General features: G+C 41.7%; 19 protein-coding genes. 7 read left to right on the top strand and 12 right to left on the bottom strand.

Translation table 11 applies throughout. From position 1 onward, the window contains the following. Positions 1–182: 182 nt before the first annotated feature. Entirely contained in the window at positions 183–1478 is a 1296-nt protein-coding gene (locus SLH46_RS17400; protein ID WP_320282487.1) for a KamA family radical SAM protein, read from the top strand. A gap of 16 nt (positions 1479–1494) precedes the next feature. On the opposite strand, the gene SLH46_RS17395 is transcribed toward SLH46_RS17400, so the two are convergent. Further along, the gene (locus SLH46_RS17395; RefSeq protein ID WP_320282486.1) at positions 1495–2109 is read right to left on the bottom strand and encodes an acyl carrier protein phosphodiesterase; all 615 of its coding nucleotides are present in this window, start codon (positions 2107–2109) and stop codon (positions 1495–1497) included. A gap of 174 nt (positions 2110–2283) precedes the next feature. On the opposite strand from SLH46_RS17395, the gene SLH46_RS17390 reads away from it, so the two are divergent. Both SLH46_RS17390 and SLH46_RS17385 read left to right on the top strand, forming a co-directional pair. Next, complete coding sequence (locus tag SLH46_RS17390; RefSeq protein WP_320282485.1) at positions 2284–3201, top strand: carbohydrate kinase family protein; 918 nt, start codon at positions 2284–2286, stop codon at positions 3199–3201. 88 nt (positions 3202–3289) lie between these two features. Beyond that, entirely contained in the window at positions 3290–4213 is a 924-nt protein-coding gene (locus SLH46_RS17385) for a DUF1338 domain-containing protein (protein WP_320282484.1), read from the top strand. Between the two features lie 70 nt (positions 4214–4283). On the opposite strand, the gene ppk2 is transcribed toward SLH46_RS17385, so the two are convergent. From ppk2 to SLH46_RS17350, 7 genes are all read right to left on the bottom strand, one after another. Continuing rightward, positions 4284–5093: a polyphosphate kinase 2 gene (ppk2, locus tag SLH46_RS17380; RefSeq protein ID WP_320282483.1), complete on the bottom strand. Its 810-nt coding sequence runs from the start codon at positions 5091–5093 to the stop codon at positions 4284–4286. A gap of 56 nt (positions 5094–5149) precedes the next feature. Next, positions 5150–6373 carry a hypothetical protein gene (locus SLH46_RS17375; protein WP_320282482.1) on the bottom strand — a complete coding sequence of 408 codons (1224 nt, stop codon included), beginning with the start codon at positions 6371–6373 and terminating at the stop codon, positions 5150–5152. A 71-nt stretch (positions 6374–6444) separates the two neighbouring features. Then, positions 6445–7680, bottom strand: coding sequence for an efflux RND transporter periplasmic adaptor subunit (locus SLH46_RS17370; RefSeq protein WP_320282481.1), 1236 nt, complete (start codon positions 7678–7680; stop codon positions 6445–6447). 2 nt (positions 7681–7682) lie between these two features. Then, positions 7683–9164, bottom strand: coding sequence for a TolC family protein (locus SLH46_RS17365; protein ID WP_320282480.1), 1482 nt, complete (start codon positions 9162–9164; stop codon positions 7683–7685). Between the two features lie 21 nt (positions 9165–9185). Further along, positions 9186–10562 carry an ABC transporter permease gene (locus SLH46_RS17360; protein WP_320282479.1) on the bottom strand — a complete coding sequence of 459 codons (1377 nt, stop codon included), beginning with the start codon at positions 10560–10562 and terminating at the stop codon, positions 9186–9188. A gap of 18 nt (positions 10563–10580) precedes the next feature. Then, complete coding sequence (locus SLH46_RS17355) at positions 10581–11972, bottom strand: efflux RND transporter periplasmic adaptor subunit (protein WP_320282478.1); 1392 nt, start codon at positions 11970–11972, stop codon at positions 10581–10583. Positions 11973–12228: 256 nt separating this feature from the next. Next, complete coding sequence (locus tag SLH46_RS17350) at positions 12229–13128, bottom strand: DMT family transporter (protein WP_320282477.1); 900 nt, start codon at positions 13126–13128, stop codon at positions 12229–12231. Positions 13129–13368: 240 nt separating this feature from the next. Here SLH46_RS17350 and SLH46_RS17345 point away from each other — a divergent pair, with 240 nt between their 5' ends. Beyond that, on the top strand, positions 13369–13560 hold the full coding sequence (locus SLH46_RS17345) for a hypothetical protein (RefSeq protein ID WP_320282476.1): 192 nt from the start codon (positions 13369–13371) through the stop codon (positions 13558–13560). Between the two features lie 194 nt (positions 13561–13754). Then, positions 13755–15401 carry a glucose-6-phosphate isomerase gene (gene pgi, locus SLH46_RS17340; RefSeq protein ID WP_320282475.1) on the top strand — a complete coding sequence of 549 codons (1647 nt, stop codon included), beginning with the start codon at positions 13755–13757 and terminating at the stop codon, positions 15399–15401. A 119-nt stretch (positions 15402–15520) separates the two neighbouring features. On the opposite strand, the gene SLH46_RS17335 is transcribed toward pgi, so the two are convergent. Beyond that, positions 15521–16516, bottom strand: a complete 996-nt coding sequence (locus tag SLH46_RS17335; protein WP_320282474.1) for an NAD(P)H-dependent glycerol-3-phosphate dehydrogenase — start codon at positions 16514–16516, stop codon at positions 15521–15523. A gap of 323 nt (positions 16517–16839) precedes the next feature. On the opposite strand from SLH46_RS17335, the gene SLH46_RS17330 reads away from it, so the two are divergent. Together SLH46_RS17330 and SLH46_RS17325 are read left to right on the top strand one after the other, a co-directional pair. Further along, a complete protein-coding gene (locus SLH46_RS17330; RefSeq protein WP_320282472.1) occupies positions 16840–17043 on the top strand; it encodes a hypothetical protein in 204 nt (67 codons plus the stop codon). A gap of 11 nt (positions 17044–17054) precedes the next feature. Beyond that, positions 17055–18302 (top strand): M14 family metallopeptidase, encoded by a 1248-nt coding sequence (locus SLH46_RS17325; protein WP_320282471.1) that lies wholly within the window; start codon positions 17055–17057, stop codon positions 18300–18302. A 10-nt stretch (positions 18303–18312) separates the two neighbouring features. Here the strand turns inward: SLH46_RS17325 and SLH46_RS17320 are convergent, their stop codons facing one another. The 3 genes from SLH46_RS17320 to SLH46_RS17310 all read right to left on the bottom strand — a co-directional run bounded on the left by SLH46_RS17320 (position 18313) and on the right by SLH46_RS17310 (position 24612). Continuing rightward, positions 18313–19467 (bottom strand): DUF819 family protein, encoded by a 1155-nt coding sequence (locus SLH46_RS17320; protein ID WP_320282470.1) that lies wholly within the window; start codon positions 19465–19467, stop codon positions 18313–18315. Between the two features lie 83 nt (positions 19468–19550). Then, positions 19551–23306 carry a hydantoinase B/oxoprolinase family protein gene (locus tag SLH46_RS17315; protein ID WP_320282469.1) on the bottom strand — a complete coding sequence of 1252 codons (3756 nt, stop codon included), beginning with the start codon at positions 23304–23306 and terminating at the stop codon, positions 19551–19553. Between the two features lies 1 nt (position 23307). Further along, positions 23308–24612, bottom strand: a complete 1305-nt coding sequence (locus tag SLH46_RS17310; RefSeq protein WP_320282468.1) for an Nramp family divalent metal transporter — start codon at positions 24610–24612, stop codon at positions 23308–23310. Positions 24613–24670 lie beyond the last annotated feature (58 nt).

The raw sequence follows: 24670 nt of genomic DNA, 5'->3' as shown, positions 1-24670 counted from the left end.
TCGAAGGAATTTCGTGACCGAATTCTATCAATAAAGGGAAAAACAGACAGAAAAATTACATAGTTCTTTAATATCCTATGGGAGGAAGAACCACTGATTTATTCGAGTAGCGAATACTTAGAATTGTGCGTTCAATTTTGCAGATCGATATGCATACAATCCCATTAAAAAATTTTAATGAGATGAATTATAGACCATATTCTCTTCATAACTTTAGGGAAATACCGCAGATGGAGTTTTTGTCGGAAACGCAGAAACTGGAAATAGAGGTTGTTGGTACGGTATTGCCATTTAAAACTGATAATTACGTTGTTGATGAGTTAATCGACTGGAATAATTTTGAACGTGATCCGTTTTATATTCTAAACTTCCCTCAAAAAGAAATGCTCGACGAAGCCAGTTTTAATAAAGTAGCTTCGCTTCTTAAAAACAAGGCTCCCAGAAAGGTTATTCAGGAAGAAGTTACCAAAATCCGGTTAAAACTGAACCCAAATCCTGCAGGGCAGGAGAGCAATGTTCCGGTTTTTAACGGGAAAAAACTTAGTGGTATTCAACACAAATACCGCGAAACCATGTTGTTCTTTCCTACGCAGGGGCAAACCTGCCATGCCTATTGTACCTTTTGTTTTCGCTGGCCGCAATTTGCTTTAAACGATTTTAAGTTTGCCATGAAAGAGGCAGACACACTGGTTGAATACCTCAAGGTAAATCCTCATGTAACCGATGTGCTGTTTACCGGCGGTGATCCGGCAGTGATGAAAACCAAGTTTTTTGAGGCTTATTTCGATGCCCTGATCGAAGCAGATCTTCCAAATCTTAGGAATATCCGAATAGGTACAAAATCGTTGGCGTACTGGCCTTATCGTTATACTACCGACGAAGATGCTGATGACCTGATGCGACTGTTTGAGCGAGTGAAAAAAAGCGGAATCAACATCGCGTTAATGGCTCATTTTAATCACCCGGGCGAGTTAAAAACAGAGGCTGTTCAAAAGGCTGTAACCCGATTGTTGAGCGTTGGTGTACAGATTCGGTCGCAATCGCCTTTGCTGCATAATATAAACGACAACAGCTCGGTTTGGGCCGAAAACTGGAAGGAACAGGTAAAACTTGGGATAATTCCTTACTACATGTTTATTGCGCGAAATACAGGTGCACAAGATTATTTTGCGGTGACACTTAACCGGGCCTGGCAGATTTTCAGAAGTGCCTATAACCAGGTGAGCGGTGTTTGCCGAACCGTTAAAGGGCCAAGCATGTCGTGTAACCCTGGGAAAGTTCAAATTGTTGGAGTAAGCGAAGTCGCCGGCGAAAAAGTATTTGTATTAAATTTCTTACAGGGAAGAGACCCGAGTTGGGTAGGTCGCCCGTTTTTTGCCAAATACGATCCGGACGCCATTTGGCTCGATGACCTGGAACCTGCTTTCGGCGACTCGAAGTTCTTTTACGAACAAGCCTTTCTTGAATTATTGGCTTAAAATAGTAGCTATAATATCAGAACCCGGTCGTCAGATCGGGTTTTCTAATGGGCACTTTTTGGTCTTCAATAACAAAATCACTTAGGTCGGCAAAAAAGGCTGTAAAGTTGGCTTCAATTTCCGCATAGTTTTCAATTAAAATGCTTCTTGCAACTTCCGACTTTTGTGGCAAGCTCGAGTAGTTACCCATTATTTTTAACGACTGAATTATTCCATCGATTGATGCATAGGAAAGCAGCCGTTTGTTTTGAATAAGAAATGGCAAAAAGCCCTGCACACGTCGTGGTAATACAGTAAAGTTGCTTAACAAAATAGCATGTACCCGTTTCGCAAAAGCCGGTAAGCGAACTGTAGAGTAACTATCCCAGTTTTTGGCCAGAAAATGATCATAAATCAGATCAACTACAATACCGGAATAAAGTCCAAAGTCACTACGAAAATACAATTTTGCTTCTTTATGTAATGAGTGTGCATCGGTAAACGAATCAATTTGCCGGTGCAATAAAATACCCTTTGCAATCTCCTCGTCGTATTGCAGGTACTTATTCCCTTTTATATAATCGCCAATAAAATTGCCAACCAGCTGCTTTTCCGATTCGCCCGATAAATAGATATGTGCCAGATAATTCATTTAATCACAAAACGCAAATTGAATAAATTTGTTTTAAAGTGTAAAAAAAACACTTTGAAAATTAGTTCATTATCAGTGATTTATAATTCCGTAATTATTATGGTGAAAAAGAGTGGCTTGCTGCCCTTTGTTAGCTTTTTATTAATTTTTACATTTGCATGCTAAAGTAAATCTATGACCAAAAGAATAGTCGCATTCGGAGAGGTCGTTTGGGATATTTTACCAAATGATAAGGTATTGGGAGGAACTCCTTCCAATTTTGTTTTTCGGTGCAATTCATTGGGAGAAAAAGGTTATTTACTTTCGCGCGTTGGCGACGATGAATTAGGGAACGAGGCGCTGGAAGAGCTAAAGAAACTTGGCATTTCGGATAGAAATGTTCAGGTTGATCCGGTTTTTAAAACAGGAACAGTTGAGGTGAATTTTAACGAGAACGACGAAGCGGTTTACCATGTAGCTTCCGATGTTGCTTTCGATCATATTGAGTTTTCGGCCGAAGCCTTAAAACTGGTACGAAAAGCAGACTGTCTGGTTTTTGGTCTGTTGCCACAACGTTTTGGTTTATCTAAAAACACACTTCGCGAGTTGCTTAAAGAGTCGCCGGACTCGGTTCATTTTTTCGATCTGAAATTATTCGAACATTTTTTTAGCAGAAAAGTGGTAACGCGTTTGTTAAAAGCTGCCAATGTGGTTCGAATAAAAGATAAGGAAATCGACTTTCTGGCCGAAAAACTTGAAATAGAATACACCAGCGTTGAAGATTTTGCCCAGTTGCTGTCGGAGAAATATAAAATCGATATTGTTTTGGTAACTCGGGGGCGCACAGGCGTATTGGCACTTCATAGCGGTGAAGGATTCTTTTTTGAGCCCGGCTACGATCTTGTTGTAAAAGACAACGTTGGATCGGGAATGGCATTTGCCGCAGGTTTTCTGCATTATTACCTGAATGGGGAATCTGTAAAAGACGCCCTCCGGTTTGGGAATGCTGTTGGGGCGCTAAATACTACCAAATTAGGAGCTACCAGTCCGTTTACCAAAGAAGATGTTCTCGCATTTATGACGAATACCAAACAGCATCAAATGTCCGTATAGTTTTTTCTCAATTATCCTATATTCTTAAACATCTGTTTTTTAGTAACAAAAGGTGTGCTTTTTATGTTTAAAACAGAAAAGCTACACGATGAAGGTTACTACTAAAGAAATTACTGAAGCCTTGCTCGCCCGGTTGTGGGCAAAGTATCTCGAGCGTGTTTCGTATGCTCGGGAATATCAGCGGCTGGTTATCGAAAAAGGTGGGAGCGTAGTGAATGATCATATTGCTTTTAGAACCTTAAATACACACACCGGCGAACAACCTGAGGGGATTAAGGCCATTCGGCATATTTTAACTTGTCTTGATTATACTCCGGCAGAAAAATACGAATTCAAAAAGAAAAAGTTGAAGGCTGTACATTTTGTACATCCCGATCCGATGATGCCAAAAATATTTGTAAGCCAGCTCGAAGTGGACAATTTTCCGGAATGGGCGCAACAAATTATGAAGTCGGCAGTTAAAGACACACCTTATTTATTGTCCGACAGGAGTATTGAGTTACTGGCAACATTGAAAGAAAAAGGTGAATTGCCTCGACTTGCCGGCGAATCGCTGGTGGAGGATTTGGCGCAGTACTTCCGCCGACCATGGAAAACACCACGGAAAGATGATATTTTAAAAATAAATGACGTGTCGCAATATGCAGCCTGGGTATTGCTGCATGGTAATGCTGTAAACCATTTCACTGCTTTTATTAATTATCAGAATGTACCTGAATGGCCCGATTTGGAAACAACCTGTGCCGGTTTATCAGAAGCCGGAATTCCGATGAAAGAGGCTTTGGAAGGAGAAAAGGGAGGTAAATTGCAACAGTCGGCAACACTGGCTGTAAAAGAAGAGGTAGAAGTTAAAGGTGAAGATGGAATAGAAAAAATGCCATGGACATATGCATATTACGAGCTGGCAGAAAGAGGTTTAGTGATTGAAAACGGAGAAGAGAAATTATTCTCTGGATTCCTTGGAGAGCAAGCAAGGCACTTGTTCGACATGACCAGGACAAGGGAAAACTAGAGAGTGATGGACAAGAAAATGGAAAGGGGAGCATTGCTCCCCTTTGTTTTTGTTTTTTTGAGAAGGAAGTTTAGTACACTTCCGGAATATATGTCATTTCCTCCAGCGGAGGTCGTACATAACCTTTTTTCTCTTGGCGCTCAGGAAGCTGAATTGGTTCCTGCTCAAGTTCTTTGTACGGAATAGAAGACAGCAGATGATGAATACAATTTAACCTGGCCCGTTTTTTATCGTCGGCATCAACCATATACCATGGACTGATCTTTGTATCAGTGTAAGCAAACATTTCATCCTTGGCTTTTGAATAATCTTCAAATTTTTCCATCGATTTTATGTCCATTGGACTCAATTTCCAGCGTTTCGTCGGTTCATTAATCCTCGCACGGAATCGTTTTTCCTGCTCATCCTGACTAACCGAAAACCAGTATTTTATAAGAATTATTCCTGAGCGGATCAGCATACGTTCGAAATTCGGGCACGATCGAAGAAATTCCCAGTATTCGTCGTTGGTACAAAAGCCCATAACTTTTTCTACTCCGGCCCTGTTGTACCAGCTCCGGTCGAAGAATACCATTTCGCCGGCAGCCGGCAGATGAGGTGCATAACGCTGAAAATACCATTGCGTTTTTTCGCGTTCGGTAGGTGTTCCCAGAGCCACAACCCGGCAAATTCGGGGATTTAGCGTTTGAATGATTCGCTTAATGGTTCCGCCTTTTCCGGCAGCATCGCGGCCTTCGAAGATCACCACCACTTTTAATCCTTTAAATTTTACCCATTCCTGCAAACGAACCAATTCAATCTGAAGCCGGTTCAGTTCATCCTCATAGAATTTTTTTGAAAGTTTTCCTTTTTTGGTGAGTCGTTTTTCCTGGTTCTCCATTGCTGCTTAGTTTATCTAAAGTTATAAAAAATGCAGCTAAAATCAAGATGCAACTGTTAAACCAACAGATAGGCGCCGAATTCGGTGCCGGGTGAAAAAGCAGTGACCGGGAAAAAACCGGAAGCAATTTTTTGTTCTTCCAAAACCAAAGGGTGCTCGATAGACATTTCCTGGCAGAAATCGTAAAAACTTTTTTTCGGATTATAGTAGGTGCGGAACCGGCCTTTACTATGTGGTGCAATTAATTTTTCGAGGTACAACGAAAGCAGGCCCATGTTGTAACGTACATTAATCTCGAGACAAGGATTTACTTTTAATGTCCCGTTTTTATCCCTGAAAATTAATGTGTCGACACCAAAATAGCCCTCGTAGTTTTTTGCCAGCTCGCTTTTCCCAATTTCTGTAGTCAGTGCAGGAATGACGTGTTCCGTTATCGTTTCTGCAAAATCTTTTACGTCGTCGTCCAATTCATCCGGTAGTCCATTTAAACTGTTACCAAGGTATTGACCTTTTTTATCGGCCGAGAAGTTACTTCTTCCGAGGTAGTTTACCTTTCCGTTTCGCAACTCAAACTGAAAAGCCAAATCGAGCTCTTTATTTTGAAAAGCTTCCACAATGGCATAACCTTGTTCCTTAACAATTCCGAGTAATTTATCCCACACTTTGGGGTGAATGGGTTGTTTGGTAATGGGTTGTAATCCGCGCCCCGAACTGCTCCACGGAGCTTTCACCATAAGTTTGTCCCACTTTGCCAGTAGCTCTTCTATATGGTCACGGGTTTTACAAACTTCACTAACCTCGTCGTCTTCAATAAAATATTCCGACGGATATTTTTCAATGACATTAGTAAGCAGTTGTAAAGCAAACTTTTTGGTGTAAAGATCGCGGTATTCGGGGTGCCAGTTGTACACCCGCGAAGCTTTAAATTCGGGGGAACAATTTGGCTTTAACGATTCCAAACGTTTATGTACTGCCGGACTCCATCCCCACGGGCATAATTTATTGATTTGAGCGGGAGGATTGGCTCGCAGTTCTTTTTCTGTTTTAAATAGGGGAGCAGTAATTCCAATATTTTTCAGACGATCAGTAAATTCAGTACCCGGTAGTTCCGGAACAATTACAATGTCGTTTTCTTCTGCAAAGAACAATGGGAGCGTGGCCAGGTCGGCTTCCATTTTTTGCAGTATTTTATTGGGGTGCCAGGTGGAATTTCCATTGGCTACTGCATATTCGCATGTGGGATTAAAAAGATAAATATTTGGATTTTCGTTAAACTGCATGGCGCGAATTTAAAGAAAAAACGAGCTGATAATTCAGCCCGTTTCACAAATTTATTTAGTGCTATTTGTTTCTAAATAACTTCCGCCGGCAGTTGAAGCAAAACTTTGTCGCCTTCTTCCAATCCTTTTTTTACTAAAATGAACTCCTCATTTTCAACTCCCGTGGTAACTGACGTTTTTTGTGGTCCGGTACCTGTTTTAAGGTACACAAAACTGTTGCCGCCTTCTTTAAAAACTGCTTTTAAAGGAACAAAAAGTGCATCGGTTTCCTGCGCTATTATAATATTGTTATTGCTCGACATTGCCGGTTTTAATCCATCGTTGGTTTCATCCAAATGAATAAGCACCTTAAAAACTTTCATGTCGAAGTCTTTATGATCTTCTCCAACACGGGCAATCGATTTTATTTTGCCGTTTATGGTAACTTCCTCCAATGCATCAAAGGTCACCCGAACATCATCGTCCACATTAATTTTAGAGATATCGATTTCCTTTACGTAGGTTTCCGATATTACCTCCGACATGTCGGGCAATGTGGCAATTGGAGGTCCGCTCGACCAGGTAGAAATAGTGCCATCTTTGCTGTATTTTGTCCCGTCCCAGTTTTCTCCAAAAATTACAATCCCGTCTTCAGGAGCGGTAACGCGTGCAGCTTGCATGGCTTGCTGGAATTTTGCTATTTTATCCTGACTTCGTTTTACCTGTTCTTCCGAGCGGGACACTTTCATTTTTAGCTTATTTTGCTCGAGCAGGTAATCACGTTGTTTTTTAGCGATGGTATTTTCGGCTTTTTTATACGTCATTTGCGCCTTGCGCTGGTAGGCTGCCGATTCGTAAATAGACTGCTCCAGGTCGATTTTATTATACTCCAAATCGAGTTTTGCATTTTTTATGTCCTCCCGAAGCCCTGTTAATGTTACGGTACTATCAATCCGTGCATTTTTTAAATCGGCTTCTTCAGTTTCCAGACTTTGCTGTACCTCTCTCATGCCCGAAATAATCTGACTGGCGTCGAGTTGTATAATAAAGTCGCCTTTTTTTACGTATTTTCCATCCTGTGCAAGATTTAGAATTTTTAGCTGCCAAATCCTCAGGTCTCTGTCCCCAAGAATTTTAGGCATTGGAATTGGTGTTGCAACTAACCCGTTAATTTCTCCTTTACAGTTTAGAGTTGCTTCAAAAGGCCCTTTTTCAACCACAAAAACCTTCTCCGATTTGGTGGTTGACATCGATCCTGCAAAAGCGGCAATTGCAATAATGCAAAGTACAACTGCAGTAATTAGTATATGTTTTCTTTTTACGGCCATAACTAGTTTTCTAAAAGTTTGTCGTAATCGGCTTCAAGCGGTCGCTTTTTCTCAAAATCATAAAGCGTGAGGCTGCGTAAGCGGTAGTAGGCAGTCCAGTAGTCGCGCAGTTGCGAGAGGTACGACATGCGTGCGGTTTCCTGGTCGTTGCTGGCAATATTTAAACGGGTAACATCGATTTTACCAATAAGAAATCGCTGGAAAGTAACATTGTAGCCCATTTTTGCTACGGTGTCGGCTTTGGCTGCGGTGAATACCTGCCCGGCTTGAAGGTTAAATTCCAATACACTTTGGAAAATGTCCTGTTCAAAGTCGATGCGCTCCTGCTCAATTGTGGCCAGGGCAACTTCGCGGTTTGATTTAGCCATCGAGTAACGACCTTTTCCGCGTCCCCAGTCAACAATAGGGATGTTTAATCCCAGGCTGAAAATCTGGCTTTTGTCGGGTTCGGAATAAACGTTGTCAAAATTTTCGGCGCTTTTATTTAATCCGTACATGGCGTAAAGTGTGGTGTTCAGCCCCCGTTCCGATTTGGCAATGGCAACATTTTCGTCCTGTTCCAGCTTTTGTTGCTGATGACTAAGAATCTCAGGATTGTTTTTAATTGCTTCGTTAATTGCTTCGTCGGGATTAATCTGCAATTCCGGAATTTCGTTGGGAACAACACATTTTATGATTGTTTCTTTCGGAAGTCCAAGGAAAGAGTTAAGTACTGCCTGTGCTCTTTTCTCACCAAGTTGAGCAATGTTTAATGCCTGCTCGCTGTTCAACAATCGGAGTTCCAGTTCCAGTAATTCATCCTGGGTAACGGTTCCCACCTGAAAACGTCCTTTGCCAATTTTATAGAGTGTGTCGGCGTTGGCGTAATTCATTTCAGCAATGTTTTTCTGAATTTGAGCATTTATTAAACCGAAAAAACGCGAGGTGGATGTTACACGCAGATTTTCCGTGTCTTGAATAAACTCTTTTTTGGCCTTCTCGAATTTTAAAGGCTCGATTTTCGATTGCCATTTCAGGCTGTTGTAACCGTTTAGTTCCTGCGAAAACCCAACACTTATAGGCGTAGCATTAAATGAAGTATTTTTATCGCCGCTAAGGTTTTTAATCATTCCAAGCTCCGAACGCAAGAACACTTGTCCACCGGTTAACGCAACTTTTTGCACCGCCGAAACGGAAACTTCGGAGTTAAAATATTCGCGCAAACGGAATTCATCTTCGTTGGTTTCGAAGTTGTAAACGCTATTGCTAAAACGGTTAAAATCGGCCGGATTGGCGCTTAGTGAAATGTTCGGTAAACGATCGGCTTTGTAGAAGCGGTGCTCCCAGTAACTGGCCAGGTACATGTTTTTATTTCGGAAAGCATCAATCGATTGTTCTGAGGCAATATCGATTACTTCGGGCAGGGTTAATACCAGTTCTTCCTGCGCCGCGGTAAATCCGGCAAGGCTTAGCATTAATATAAATGACAGAATTATGTTTTTCATTTTTGTTTGTTTTCAGGTTTTTTATGAACGAAGAGATACTACAGGATCGTTGGCAGCCGCGCGCTTGGCAGGCAGATAACCAAAAATAATTCCAACACCAACCGATACACCAAAAGCAATAAAAATGCTAAAGGCTGAAACGATGGTTTTAATATCGAACATGGCGGTGATGATTTTTGAGAGTACAACGCCCAGAATAATTCCTATAATTCCTCCGGTTAAACTGATTAATGTTGATTCGGATAAAAACTGGGCAATAATGTCTTTTTGTTTCGCTCCCAGTGCCTGACGGACACCAATTTCGCGAATACGTTCCAACACCGATGCCAGCATAATATTCATGATTCCGATTCCGCCAACAACCAGCGAAATGCCGGCAATAACACCTAAAACGATGTTGAATATTTTTTTTGTTTTTTGCTGCTGTTTTAGCAACAATTCCGGGATTGTAACCTCAAAGTCGTAAAGATCGGAGTGTCGGCGTAGTAACATACGTTTTATTAGTGTGGCCGAACTGCTTAGTTGTTCTGTTTCGCTTATCTGAACAATAATTTTATCAAGCTGATTAAGATTGTCGTCGGTGTCAACCGGTTCTTCAGTTTGTTCGGGACCACCATAAATAACAACCATCCCGTCGCCGCCATTTCCTTTGTTGGCGTTTAAAACCTCGTCGGCCCGAATAAGCGAACGGTTCTTAAAACGGAGTAACATGGTTTGTACCGGTATGAAAATTTTATTGTCGGAGCTGCTTATTCCCAGTTCGTCGGAAGCTGAAGCGGTAAAATCACGACGCTCAACTACGCCAATAATTTTTAACCAGATCTGCCCACATTTTATGTACTGTCCAACCGGATTTTGTTGTCTGAAAAACAGTTCTTTAATGTTGTTCCCAATTACACAAACGGGTAATCCCTTTTCGGTTTGCATACTGTTAAAACGTTCTCCGTCGGCCAGTTGCATGTTAAAAAGCTCGAAGTAGTGGTTGTCGATACCTTCAAGCACAACCGGTTTGCTTATTCCGTTTAATAGCGCTGAATAGTTGAACGAAATTACCGGTGTTATCCGTTCAACAGTGGGAACTATTTTTTTGATCGCTTCAACATCTAAAAGCGTTAGTCCTTTGGAGAATTTTTTAGCGGTGGGCTGACCATTGCCACTACTTTCTCCGCTGCCGTCGGATAACGAATAAGTACTTGGTGTAATTACAATGTTGTTTACCCCAACCAGTTTTATCTGTTCCAGAATTTCCTGCTCGGCACCGTTTCCAATGGCCATCATGCTAATTACCGCAGCAACGCCAAAGATGATACCGAGTGCGGTAAGTATCGATTTCAAGCGGTTAGCAATAATTGCTTCAACCGCAATCAAAATATCGTGTAAATATCTTTTTATAAACATCGTGTTTAGTTTTGGAGGTTAGCCGGCAACACCAGTAATTACAACACCCGGAGGAAGTGTCATTCCGTTAGGTAGCTCAGGTTGTGGAGTTTCCTGTTTCCGTTTTGCTCTCTCGGCTTCTTCTTTTGCCTTTTGCTCTGCAGCTTTACGTTTAATCTCGGCATAAATTTCAAAACCCGAAAGTTTGTAGTCGTTGGCATCCATAGGCTCCAGTAACTGAATTTCCTGGCCTTCTTCCAATCCTTGTTTTATTACAAAGTAATTTTCGTTGGCTTCACCGGTTTCTACAATTTGTTTGGTTTGCGAATCGGTGAGGTAAACGTAAGAAAGACTGTCGTTACTGAATACGGCTTCTATCGGCACATAAGTAGCATCTTCCAGGTAATTGGCTTGTATCGTGTTACTGGTCGTCATTGCAGGTTTCAGTGCCGGATCGGAACCGTCAACCTTAATTTTAACCTCAAAAACCTTGGCATCGCTTTTGGGCATAAGCTGCCCCATGTTGGCTACAGTTGCCACTTCGCCGGTTAATGTTTTATCGGGGAAAGCATCAATACCGATCCGAACTTTCTGACCGGGTTTTATAAGTGCAATGTCAATTTCGTTAATAAATGTTTTGGTAACCAGGTTATCCATGTTCGGGAAAGTGGCAATAATAGGGCTCCACTGCGATACACGCGAACCGGTTTCTACCGTTCCTCCCCACTCGTATTGGTGATATGAGATAATACCTGCTTTTGGTGAATATACGATCAACTGATCCATTAATTCCTCCAGTGCATCAACACGTTCTTTTACCTGTTTATAGGTAATAAATTTACGGTTTACTTTGTTGATTTCCTGCTGGGTTTTTAAAGCGTAAGCTTGTTTCGATTGTTCGAGTTTGCGTACTGCCTTATCGTAATCCATCCGAACCTTTTTTTGTTCCGAAGGCGATTCGTAAACCGATTCGTCAACTGCAATTTTTCGTTCTTCCACATCTAACTCTGCGTTGATAATCAGATCGCGCTCGTTGCTGAGTGTAAGGTTTGAATCGATTTTGCTGTCGTTAAATTCGGAAAAGGTTTTCTCCAGTTCGTCCTGGGCATCTTTTAGTTGTTCCTGAACCGCCTGATGATCGAGTGTGGCAACGTAATCTCCCGAATCAACATAAGTACCTTCTTCTACAATGTCGGTAATGGTTAAGTTTGAAATTCGGGTTTGGCGATCTTTCATTTTCTCGGGCACATAAACATGATCGGAATTTTCCGATTCGAGCTGCCCGCTGGAGTACACTAATACTTCAAAAGGGCCTTTCTGAACTTTGGTTGTAAGTTGTGTGGTGTCGCTTTTCGAACCTGAAAAAATAATGATGACCACGGACAGTAGAATAACTGCCATGGCGGCAAACAGCCAGCTTTTTTTCTTCATTTTAGTATGTTTTTAGTTTTCAATGGTAGCAGTAGTAACGTGAGTGGGGACACGCCGATTAAGTTGAATTTTGAGGACTTTGTTTCATGGTTTTCGTTTTTGTTTCCGGTTGAATAATTGTTTAGTTCTGTTTAACAAAAATTGTGCCTTGGCTAAATTTTAACGAAAGAAACAAAAAATAATTATAAAATTTTGTTAAATAAAATTGAAATAAACTAAAAATATAGTTTTTTAACTGAAAAGACAGTTTGGCGGATTATCGTAATTTTTTGAAGATACCGGCTTGAGCCAGGGTCATAACTAATACGCCGATTACAGTAATCATTCCTCCGATAAATTGATAGAATACCGGGAAGGTATGAAAAACAAGATAAGCGCCAATTAACACAAAAATGCCTTTAAGGGTTTGTACAATTGCTGAGCGCGATGCATCGATGTATTGGTAAGAATAATACACCGTTAAAATGGCAATAAACTCTAGAAACGCGCCAATTGAAATATTGGCAAAAGCTTTTGACGGGATACTCGCGGCAGGGCTGTATATAAAAAATGCGATCAGCGAAAAGGCAAATAACCAGGTATAACGGTTAAGATTAAACAACTCGGGACTGATGTCTTTAACATGTACTTTAACGATAAGTGTTGCCGTTGTGGCAAAAATGGCATTAATAACTACAACGCCGGTTCCGGCAATAAAAAGTGTTTTCAGACTGGTGCCTCCCGTGTAGCTGATAACAAAAGTTCCTAAAAGTGCCAACGAAGCGCCAACAATCTCTATCCATCCGAATTTCTCTTTCAGCAAAACAATACCACCTACTGTAACCATAACGGGGAATAGGTTTCCGATAAACGAAGTGATAGCCGGATCGGGAATAATATTGATAGAAATAAAAAAAGTGGTGGTCGTAAGGATTTCAAGAATACCCAATAAAATAAGTATACGGCGTTGTTTTTTGTCCAGCAATTTTAGCTGGCCAAGTTTTTTGTTTTTCAGTGCAAAAAGAAAACTAAACAGCGCACCAAAACCACACCAGTAAATACCAAACTGTGTTAAATGCACTTCGTTTAAGGCCGCTTTACTAAAAATATAAACATTTGAGAAAGCAATGGTGGCAACCAACGCCAACAGGTATCCTTTAAATGTGGCTGTTTTCATTCTAAAATTTGAGTTGTATTTCAGGTGTCATAATTACTATTTTATTCCTTTCCTGAATTAGTGGCAAAGATAGAAAAACGCTGCAAAGTGTAAACTGATATCTCAAATCGTAAAAATTTGAGCTTCAAAACGTAAAAAATAGCATGAATCGAATGTTTTAATGTTTTCTTGAAACTGAAAAATTTGGGAATTTGCCCCGGAATATTAGATTTGTGAGACATAATGTTTGAAACCAAAAAGATGTCAAAAACCCGAAAAACATTAATGCTTTTATTTTTAGGACTTTCATTTCTTCTGGTTGGACTCGGATCGTTTGCAAAGTTTGATTGCTGGCAAAAAACCGGATGTTGTGGTTTTGTTCTTGCCGGATTGATTTTAGCCATCATCGCGCTGGTGATTGCAATGCGCCGACCAAAAACAAGTGAGGAATAGAAAGCGAAAGACCTTAAACAAATCAGAACCAAACAATTTTTCTTAACCCAACATTAACCTTCCTGAAAACTTCATCTGCAATTTTCAGAATCGATTATCTTTGTAGTGTTATTCATTGATTATTAACTATCGGACGACTGCAGCAATAAGTTTAAGGAAACTTGTGTTCCGGTCTTCCTACTTAAAACAAAAATATGTTACCTAAAATCAATCCTATTGAAACTAAAGCCTGGCAGAAGTTGGAAGAAATTTACTTCGAGTTCGAAGGCGTTCATATGAAAGAACTTTTTGCTGCCGATGCAGATCGTTTTGAAAAGTACTCCCTGAAATTTGAAGATATCCTGCTCGATTTCTCAAAAAACATCGTGAACGATGAGGTGAAAGCAACCTTAGTTGAGTTGGCGGAGGAATGCGGTTTAAAAGATGCCATTTCAGCCATGTTCTCGGGTAAGAAAATTAATGTTACCGAGGATCGTGCCGTACTTCACGTGGCTCTGCGTAACCGCAGCAATACACCGATTGTTGTTGACGGTGAAGATGTAATGCCTGAAGTAAATGCCGTTCTTGATCAGATGAAAGGTTTTACCGCGAAAGTGATCTCGGGCGAGTGGAAAGGTTACACCGGAAAGCCGATTACTGATATTGTAAATATTGGTATTGGTGGATCGGATCTTGGTCCGTTAATGGTTACCGAGGCTTTAAAACCATACAAAAACCACTTGAAACTGCACTTTGTTTCGAATGTTGATGGAACGCACATTGCCGAAACTTTAAAAGAAGTTGATCCGGAAACTACCATGTTTATTGTGGCTTCGAAAACATTTACCACGCAGGAAACAATGACTAACGCCAATACGGCAAAAGACTGGTTTTTGGAGTCGGCAAAAGATTTAGAGAATGTAGCAAAACACTTTGTTGCTGTTTCTACCAACGCCGATGCTGTTTCTGCATTTGGTATCGATACCGACAACATGTTCCGTTTCTGGAATTGGGTTGGAGGTCGTTATTCGTTGTGGTCGGCAATTGGTTTAAGCATTATGCTTGGAATTGGTTACGATAATTACATTGAGTTGCTTGATGGAGCTCATGCCATGGACAAACATTTCAGCGAAGCTGATTTTGACAAAAATATCCCGGTAATTCTGGCACTGATCGGCCTTTGGTACAACAATTTCTACGGCGCCGAAAGTGAAGCAATTCTTCCTTACGACCAGTACATGCACCGTTTTGCTGCTTATTTCCAGCAAGGAAACATGGAAAGTAACGGTAAATATGTCGACCGTAACGGCGAACAGGTGGATTACCAAACCGGACCAATTATCTGGGGTGAGCCGGGAACAAACGGTCAGCATGCTTTTTACCAGCTGATCCACCAGGGAACAAAACTGATTCCTTGCGACTTTATCGCATCGGCAATCAACCACAACAAAGTGGGCGATCACCATCCAAAATTGTTGGCCAACTTCTTTGCGCAAACCGAAGCAATGATGGTTGGTAAAACCGAAGAGCAGGTAGTTGCTGAATTAAAAGCTGCCGGTAAATCGGAAGAGGAGATTAAGGAATTGACACCGTTCAAAATATTTATGGGTAATATTCCAACCAACTCATTCCTTGTAAAACAATTGACTCCACGCGTTTTGGGATCGTTAATTGCCATGTACGAGCATAAGATTTTTGCTCAGGGTATTATCTGGAATATTTACAGTTTTGATCAGTGGGGAGTTGAGCTTGGAAAACAACTGGCCAACGCAATTCTTCCGGAATTGAACAACGACGAAAAAGTTACCGGGCACGACGCATCAACCAATGGATTGATCAACGCCTGGAAAGAAATGAGATAAATTGTCTTTCTTCATCCGGTGACTACATCGTTTAACAATATAGTCACCGGATGAATTTTAAAGTTGCCATTCGTTTTACGGGTGGCATTTTTTATTCAAAAAACTTAGATGTTAGTATTTTAGCACAGTTTTCTTGTTAACTCGCCAAATACCTTGTGAGGTGGGATTTTCTCGTAAAGAATTTTGTAAACAGCTTCGCAAATTGGCATTTCAATTTCAAATTTTTCGCAAAGCTGGTGAATTGGTTTCGAGGCATAATAACCTTCTGCAACCATATTCAATTCCAATTGTGCAGCTTTCACCGAATAGCCTTTTCCAATCATCGTTCCAAAAGTTCGGTTACGGCTAAATTGCGAATAGGCAGTTACCATGAGGTCGCCCAAATAAGCCGGTGATTTAATGTCGCGGTTAATCGGATGTACCACATCAACAAAACGTTTTATTTCCTGGATGGCACGCGAAATCAGCACTGCATGAAAGTTATCGCCAAATCGCTGTCCGTGTGCAATACCGGCTGCAATGGCAACAATATTTTTTAATACTGCAGAATATTCTGTTCCCCAAATATCGTCAGACGGCGTGGTGTAAATGTAATCGCACTCAATAAGTTTTGTAAACTTAACCGCTTTTTCCTCGGTGGTGCAGGCAATTGTAAGGTACGACAGTTTTTCGCGTGCAACCTCCTCGGCGTGGCATGGTCCGGCTATTACTCCGATCATGTCGTGATCAACATTAAAGTATTTTTCTAAATATTGAGCAACCAAGAGGTTTTCGCTGGTAACAATTCCTTTAACGCCCGAAAGAATATATTTTCCTGAAAGATCTTCAACGTCAGCAAGAATGGTCGGAAGAAATGCAGATGGTACAGCAATAATTAAAATATCGGAATTGGCGACAACACAATTTACGTCGCTGCAAAAATTAATCTTCGAAGTATCGAATTCAACTTCATGCAAATAACGCGGATTATGTTTGTTGCGTTTAAAAGTTTCGATGGTGGTCTTTTTTCTAAAAAACCAGTTTATCTCATTCACATTCTCAAGAAGAATTTTAGCCAGTGCAGTTGCCCAGCTACCACTTCCTATAATGCCAACCTTGTCAGTTTTTATATTCATTTACGCGTCAAATAACGTGCAAAGGTACAATTTGTACCTGCTTATCGAAGAAAAAGTAGCATTTAAATAGTAATTATGATTGTATTATTTGACTAAAATTGTGTTATAGTGTTGTAAGTCAGTAGGTAGTGCTTGCTGTTCCTGTATTTGTAAATCAATAACCGAATTTCTACATTTAGAAAATAAAGTTCAAAATAAACAAGATTTGTAAAACGACATAAACGAACCATCAAATGAAACGAACATGATTGATCAGGTGGCAAAAGCGAATGATTAAAGTGCGAGTTCCAGATGATACCTTATAAATCAACAATTTTAATCAGATGAAAGAAGAAGTTAGCGAAAGTGCCATCCGTTTAAGGGCAATGATCGAAAAAGCAATTGAGGATCACAAGATCACGCGCGACGAGTACGACAAGATTCTGAATATTGCAACCGAAGATGGTTATATCGACCGACACGAACAAGCACTGCTTGGCCAGTTGCAGCAGATGATTGAAGATCGTGTGGTAAAGTTTGTTATCTAAATATTTTTTTGATGAAGAAGTTTTTGAAGGTTGCCGGAGCAATTTTAGTTGTATTGATTGTGGTGGTATTGGGGTATTCTTATGTGAGTTTTAATACGTACTCGCCAACTGATCCGGATGTTGATGTCGACAAAACAAAGCTTAGCTATTACCAGGATACGTGGGAGGAATGTCGTGCTGCTTTTCGTTCGCAGGCCAATTCCATGAAAACGCGGATGGATAGTGTGCTTTTGTTTTCGAAAGCTGTTGAGAGCAAAACAGACGCCGGATTAACAATTGATTTCTGCTACATTCCGGCAAAAGATACTACCGAAAAACTAGTGATGATCTGTTCGGGCACACACGGCATTGAAGGATTTGTGGGCAGCGCGGTTCAGCAACAATTAATGGCGGAGTTTTTTAAACCGGAAATGTTCTCAACTACAGGAGTATTGCTGGTGCATGGATTAAATGCCTGGGGATTTAAAAACCAGCGCCGTTTTACCGAAAACAATGTTGATTTGAACCGAAATTACAGTACCGATCGTTCACTTTTTGAAACAAAAAACGATGGTTTTGTGGCGCTTTACGATATGCTGACTCCCAAAGGCGAGTTGAATATGAACAGCATAAGCAACAAGTTCTTTTTGGTAACCGCTATCAATCAAATTGCACGAAAGGGAATGCCGGCATTGTTACAGGCTTTTGCGCAGGGACAGTACGAATTTCAGGAAGGAATTTATTTTGGCGGAAAAGATTTTGAACAGCAGGTAGCAATAATGTCTGAGGTTCTGACTGATATTGCTGCTTCTTATTCTATCCTATTAAACCTCGATTTGCATACCGGTTTTGGCGAACGAGGAGAGTTGCATTTGTTTCCAAACCCAATTGACGACCCGGAATTAAAAGCAAAAACCGAAGCTGTTTTCGATGGCTATCCAATCAACTGGGGCGACTCAGACAACTTTTACACTGTACACGGCCAGTTTGTGGAGTTTATTGGAGACCTGCTTCCCGGCAAAACATCGATACCAATGCTGATGGAATTCGGTACTTTAAATACCGGCTCAACCATTGGCGCGGTAAAATCGGCGCATATTTCAATTGCCGAAAATCAGGGTGCACACTACGGCTATAAATCAGAAAAAGACAGTTTAAAAGCTTTGGCCGGATACTACGAAATGTTTTATCCGCCCTCGGAAAAGTGGCGAAGTAATGCACTAACACTTTCGCAGGAAATGATGGGAACGATCTGGGAAAATTTTCAGGAACTGGAGTAAAGTTGTTATTCTATTTCAGCAGATACGCGATTATCACCCCCAAATAATTACCAACGGCATAACCGGCAATTCCAACAACCAGTCCGGTTAAAATTACCTGACGGTTTTTTAACGCACCGGCAACCACCGGAACAAATGGCGGTGAGCAAATAAGCGCGCTGGTAGAAATGATTACCGTATCGGCATCAACTTTAAAAATGCGGGCCAGTGCAATGTGAATAATGTGCGACCCGTAAACCGCTAACGCCACATAGTAAAACAGCGAAAACGAGATGTTCGATAGTTTGCTGATGTCGGCCATTGAAGCAACGGTTAAACAGAAAATCAGGATGAGGTACATACCCAGCTGAAAGGTCTTTTTAATGGCTTTTATTTTTGGAACAAACGAAAAGGCAATACCAAAAGTGGTGATTAGCAGAATGACTACGGCTGTTTGATATTCGTTTGGCAAAAGCAGACTAATGCCATAACTCACACCAAGAATGGCCACCGAAATTCCAAAAGCTCCGATTAATGGCAATAAGGTTTTTTTCTTTAACATCCCGTCATACGATTCAAACTCATCTTCCATATTCATTTCGGCAATGGCATTTCCTTCTGTTTCTACAGGTTTAAAAGGCGGCAAAAACCACAAAAACACTTTCTGCCCGATGGAAAGAATAAAAACGAGGTAAATCGCACCAAGTGTCAGGTCGTAGGTGTGGGTCATAATATACAGTTCCTGCGACACGTTTAATGCGGTTTTCATGGCAGCCATGTTAGGTGTTCCTCCGGTGTAAACGCCTACTAACATTCCGGCCACTTGCCAGATATTTTCAATGTCGTTTCGGAAAATAAAATAACCGATAATTACAATCAGCAACACCGAGATCAATCCTGTAGCAAGCGCCAAAAATGCCGATCGTGCCATTTTTAACCACGAGCGCACATCAACCGAAAAAAGAATGAGTGGCAAGGCCAGCGGAATGGTAATATCGGTGAGCATATTTTGGTATTTCTCTGCTCCGTGGGGCAACACGCCCATGTTCCCAATCACTAAACCAACGCCGTAACAAATCAGTACGGCTCCAATTTTTTTGAGTATCGAAAATTTACCTTCGAGATAAATAACAACAACAGGAGTGATAACAAAAAGAATAATTAACGCCAGAAACGGTGTCTCCATAGTTTTAAATATTTCCCTTATCGGGCGGTAAAGATATTAGAATGAGTAGAAACTACAAATTGGAAATTATTCGGTTGTTATATCTACTCCTTTCCAAAACCACCACCTCCCGGCGTTTCAATAATAAACGAATCGCCTTGTTCCATATTTATATTCTGAATAGAATCGAGAATGATCTCTTCACCATTGGAACGAATAACTTTCTGACATCCCGCTTTTCCGTCGCTTGCGCCATTTAATCCAAACGGCCCTGATTTCCGTCGCTGGGTGAGAACTGAAAGATTTACCGGTTCCAGGAATGTTAATACTCGTTTCACACCGTCGCCACCATGCCACTTGCCAAAGCCGCCTGAGTTTTTCCGGATGCTAAATTCTACTAGCTGAACCGGGTACCGGTGCTCCATTATTTCGGGATCGGTAATGCGTGTATTTGTCATGTGGTGATGAACAGCGCTGGCTCCGTTAAAACCGTTTCCGGCACCGCAACCGCCACAAATGGTTTCGTAGTAGCCGAAATTCTTGTTGCCAAACAAGGTGTTGTTCATGGTTCCCTGGCTGGCTGCCACCACACCAAAAGCTTTTAGCAGCGTGTCGGTTAAACGTTGACTGATTTCCACATTTCCACCGACCACAGCCGGACATTTTGAAGGATCGTCATCAAAATTCGGGTTTAACAATCCGCTTGGCAAAATAAAATCAACAGGTTCCAAAAGACCGTCGTTCAGCGGAATGGTTTCGTTAAGCAACAAGCGGAGCACATAAATACTCACACTTTTTACAATTGCTTCAGTGGCGTTCATATTTCCTTTGTGTACATCCGCGCTGCCGGTAAAATCAATACTGCAGTTGCCATCGTTTAGCTGGATATTTACCTGAAGTTTTGCTCCGTCGTCTAGGTATTCAGTGGCTGAATAATTGCCATTTTCAAATTTCTGAAGAGTGGCTTTCATTTTTTGTGCGGCATGGCCGCGCAACAGGTCGAGGTATTCTTGCACGGTATCTTTGCCGTGTTTATTGATGAGCTCGATCAAAGCTTCAGAACCATTTTTATTGGCTGCCAGTGCAGCATTCAGATCGGCCAGATTTTCTTCAACCGAGCGTGTAGGATATTTGCCGTTTAGAAAGATATTTTGCATGCCGTCCCAATCAGGTTGGCCATTTTTCACCAGGTAAAACGGAGTGATACAAACGCCTTCTTCCTCCAGGTTTTTTGCGTTTGGTGGCATCGATCCAGGACTGATACCGCCAATCTCGGAATGATGCGCACGGTTTACGACAAAACCAACGCGCTCGCCTGCATAAAAAACCGGCGAAACCAATGTAACATCGGGTAAGTGCGATCCTCCGTATTTCGGGTGGTTGGTAACGATGGTGTCCCCCTCTTCAAATTCGAAATGTTTAATTAGTTCACGGACACAAACGCCGAGTCCTCCCAAGTGTACCGGGATGTGAGGAGCGTTAGCGACTAACAGTCCGTCTTTATCGAGAAGTGCACACGAAAAGTCGAGGCGTTCTTTGATGTTTACCGACAAAGAGGTGCGCTGCAACAATGCGCCCATGTTTTCTGCAATAGCCATAAAACGGTTGGTGAACAATTCCAGTTCTGTCTCACGGTTTTGTTTTGTATTAAGCTGCTGACTTTCGGCCTTACTTTTTATAATGGCAGTACCCGAATGTTGTAATTCCAGCGACCAGCCACTCTTAACAAAAGTTGTGGAAAAACTGTCGAGAAAAAGTGCCGGGCCTTTTAGTTGCGCTCCTGCTTTCAACACCTTTCGGACAAAAACAGGAGTCCCATTTTCAGTTGTTTTAAAAGGTTCGGGCAGATAATTTGTTTTTGCTGCAGTGCTTGTTTCTTTATCTGTATTCTCCACGGCCGCGAGCACACGGATTGCCTCAATTTCGATGGTGCGGTTACTAACCGTGTGCCCATACACTTTTTTGTAGTGTTGATGAAAGTCGGGAACCAGTTGTTCAAGGTTTGAAAAATGAATTTCAAGCGATGAATCCTGCCCGGCAAAACGCATAAATACCATTCGTTGGCGTATGCCAATTTTTTCTTTGTCGAAACCTTCGTTCTGTAACTTTTTTGAGGCCTCGGTTTCAATCTCTTTGAACCAGTCGGGCAGCAATTCTCCAACTTCGTTCAGATTCTGTAGAACTTGTTTCTCTGCAAAACGTTCAACACTGGCGTTGCCAATTCCATAAGCACTTAACAGCCCTGCATCTTTAGGCAGAAGAATATTTTGAATGCCAAGAATTTCGGCAATGTCGCAGGTATGCAAACCACCGGCACCACCAAATGCCACCAGCGCAAAGTCTTTTGGATCGTAACCTTTTGTTATGGAGATTTTCCGAATGGCTCCGGCCATAATTTCGTTCGCAATGGCAATAAATCCGTTTAATACTATATCGGCAGACGGTTTGTCTCCGGTACTCTTTTCCATTGATTCGAGCAACTCTTCCAAACGTTTTTCTGCTTCGTGTTTGAAAACAGGAATGCCAAACTGGCTGGCATCAAGTCGGTTTAAAAGCAGGTTTACATCGGTAATGGTTAGTGGTCCTCCCGCTCCGTAACAAGCCGGACCGGGATAGGCGCCGGCACTTTCGGGGCCAACAAAAAGTTTATAACCATCAAAACCACAAATGGAACCACCTCCTGCGGCAACGGTTTCAATGGCAATGGCCGGGCTGTTTATCCGGGCATCGCCAACCTGTAGTTCGTAGCGATAATCGAACTCGCCGTCAATACGCGAAACATCGGTGCTGGTGCCGCCCATATCAAAAGTGATCAGCTTTGTATAGCCATCTTTCCCTCCGATCTCGCGAGCACCAACCACACCACCTGCCGGGCCACTCAAAAGACTGTCCTTCGGATGGAATTTATCAGCCGACACCAAACCTCCCGCGCTGGTCATAATCTGGAATAAATTCCTTCCAGTTTTTTCAGCGATTCGGGTTACGTAGTTGTGTATGATGGGAGAGAGGTACGCGTTAACGACCGCAGTTTCGGCACGATTCAAAATCTTGATCAGCGGCGATAATTCCGTAGAAGGCGAAATAAAACGGAAACCTTGTTCTTTCAGGACTTGTGTCAGCTGTAGCTCGTGCTCCGGATTGATATAAGCGTTCATTAAGCTTAAAGCAACCGATTCAATTTCATTAAAATCTATCTCAGCCAGCTGATTTTTTAGGCTTTCAATGTCGAGCGGTTCTAAAACCTTTCCGTTGGAATCTATCCGTTCATCAACCTCAATAATTCGGTGCGTCAGCTGCTTCGGTTTTTGCACGTTGAGCGCAAAAATATCGGGGCGTGCCTGGTTTCCAATTTCCAGCAAATCGGCAAATCCTTTTGTTACGATAAAAAGTGTTTTGGCGCCCTTATTTTCAAGCAAAGCATTGGTTCCTTTTGTCGACCCGAGTTTCAGGTGCAAATCCGGAAAAGCTTCGTTCAGTCCGGTTTGTGTGATCAGTCGTGCCCCTAAAACAGGAGCTTCCTCGTGCGAAGTCAGTTCAAAGTTGCTACCCCCCATTTCTGGTGTAAGACAGGCAGTATCGAGCTCAAGTATTTTATTCTGCACATCAAACGAAACCACCGTACTTTCAGCAGAGTTTTGTTGGAGCAAACGAAATGAAAAATCCTTAAAAATGTCGCGGTGTAAGTTCCACGTGTCAGCGATAACACATTGATTTGCGGAAATTACTTTTTGAATGGTGCTGCGCAGGTTGCTGCTGCTCAAAACCTTTTGGCGGTATTCTTGCCCCGATTCATCGATGCCGATACAATCGGTAAAAGTTCCGCCGGTGTCTACAAAAAGTTGAAAATATTTATTTGCCATGTTATTTCTTTTGTCCTTTAAACCATACCCACGCTGAAATGATTATCGCAACAACAGCAATTCCCCAAAGTGTTTCATTTCCGGGAGAAACTGTTGGCAGAAATACGCTGTAAAATGCTTTTGTAGCGCTGTTCAATCCAAGGATCAGCGTAACAAAAATTACGATCAGCATTAAGATATTTAGTACGGTTGGATTTGTTTTTGTGCCGGTTATTACGTTGTTATTGATTACGATAAACAGAAAAATGCTTACAAACGGCAGCAAGAATCCATTTAGTGCCTGTGCCAGGATTATTGCAGGAATGGGTTTAACATTCACTGCTGCAAAACCAATTCCGATGAGTAAAACCACAAGCCAGCCCAGTTTGAAATTCAACGAATTTGCCTGCCATTTTTCGGGATTTTTATTTCCAAAAAGACTTTTTAATGTAATGGCTGCAGCAAGCGGAGCGGTTACCGATGAGGTAAATCCGGCAGCAAACAAACCAAAACCAAGCAGGTATTTTCCGGCCGGACCAACTTTTTGTTGTAAGGCCAGCGAAAGGTTTTCAAACGAAAATTCTGCGGTAACCGCAGTTCCAACAATCAGCACGGCCATTGAGAACAATCCGCCTAACAAAATGGCCACTGCCAATCCGAAACGCATTTCTTTTACCGATTGTTTTTGGCTGGAAATGCCGGATCCCAGAAATAGGTTGTAGGGAACAATCGTTGTCCCAATTAATCCCAAAACCAAAAGTCCGGCGGCATTTGTTGTAGGGAAACGTGGAATAAATGTCCCTTTCAGCAAAGGTTCTAATTCCGGTTTAATTAAGAAGGCAGTTATTAAAAAGCCGATGCCCATCAGTACCACAACAAATCCCATTATTGTGGAAATTATTTTTAACGATGGGATATTCAGAATAATTGCTGCCACTCCGCCAATGGCCATCACCAGTACCCAGGCAGGCAGATCAAAAATTAGCCGGAAGCCTGCAACGGCACCAAGCAGGTTTCCCATTTCGTACGCCGCGGCGCCAACAACAATTGCACCCAAAACCAATATTAGAATTGGTAGTTTCGCTTTGCTTTTTTCAAACTGGTGCACAATTGCCTGCCCCAGATTTAATCCGGATGTGATGGTTAAACGTGCAGCAGCTTCCTGCAAAAGTAAACAGGCGAGTGTAGAAAAAAGTAAGGCCCAGAGGAGCTCAGTTCCCAGAGCTGCGCCCGATTTCGCAGCAGTGGTTATTGTTCCCGGCCCGATAAAAGCCGCCGAAACAACCGACCAGAAAAGGATATTCAGAATGCGTTTTTTTGTTGACATAATCGTTTGAAAGCTCCAAAATACAAAAATCAAACTTCAATTATTTTGAATCGTCAAC

It is taken from the genome of Draconibacterium sp. IB214405 (assembly GCF_033963885.1).
GTDB lineage: Bacteria > Bacteroidota > Bacteroidia > Bacteroidales > Prolixibacteraceae > Draconibacterium.
The sequence above is the reverse complement of the archived record's forward strand: the minus strand, read 5'-3'. Positions and strand labels throughout refer to the sequence as shown.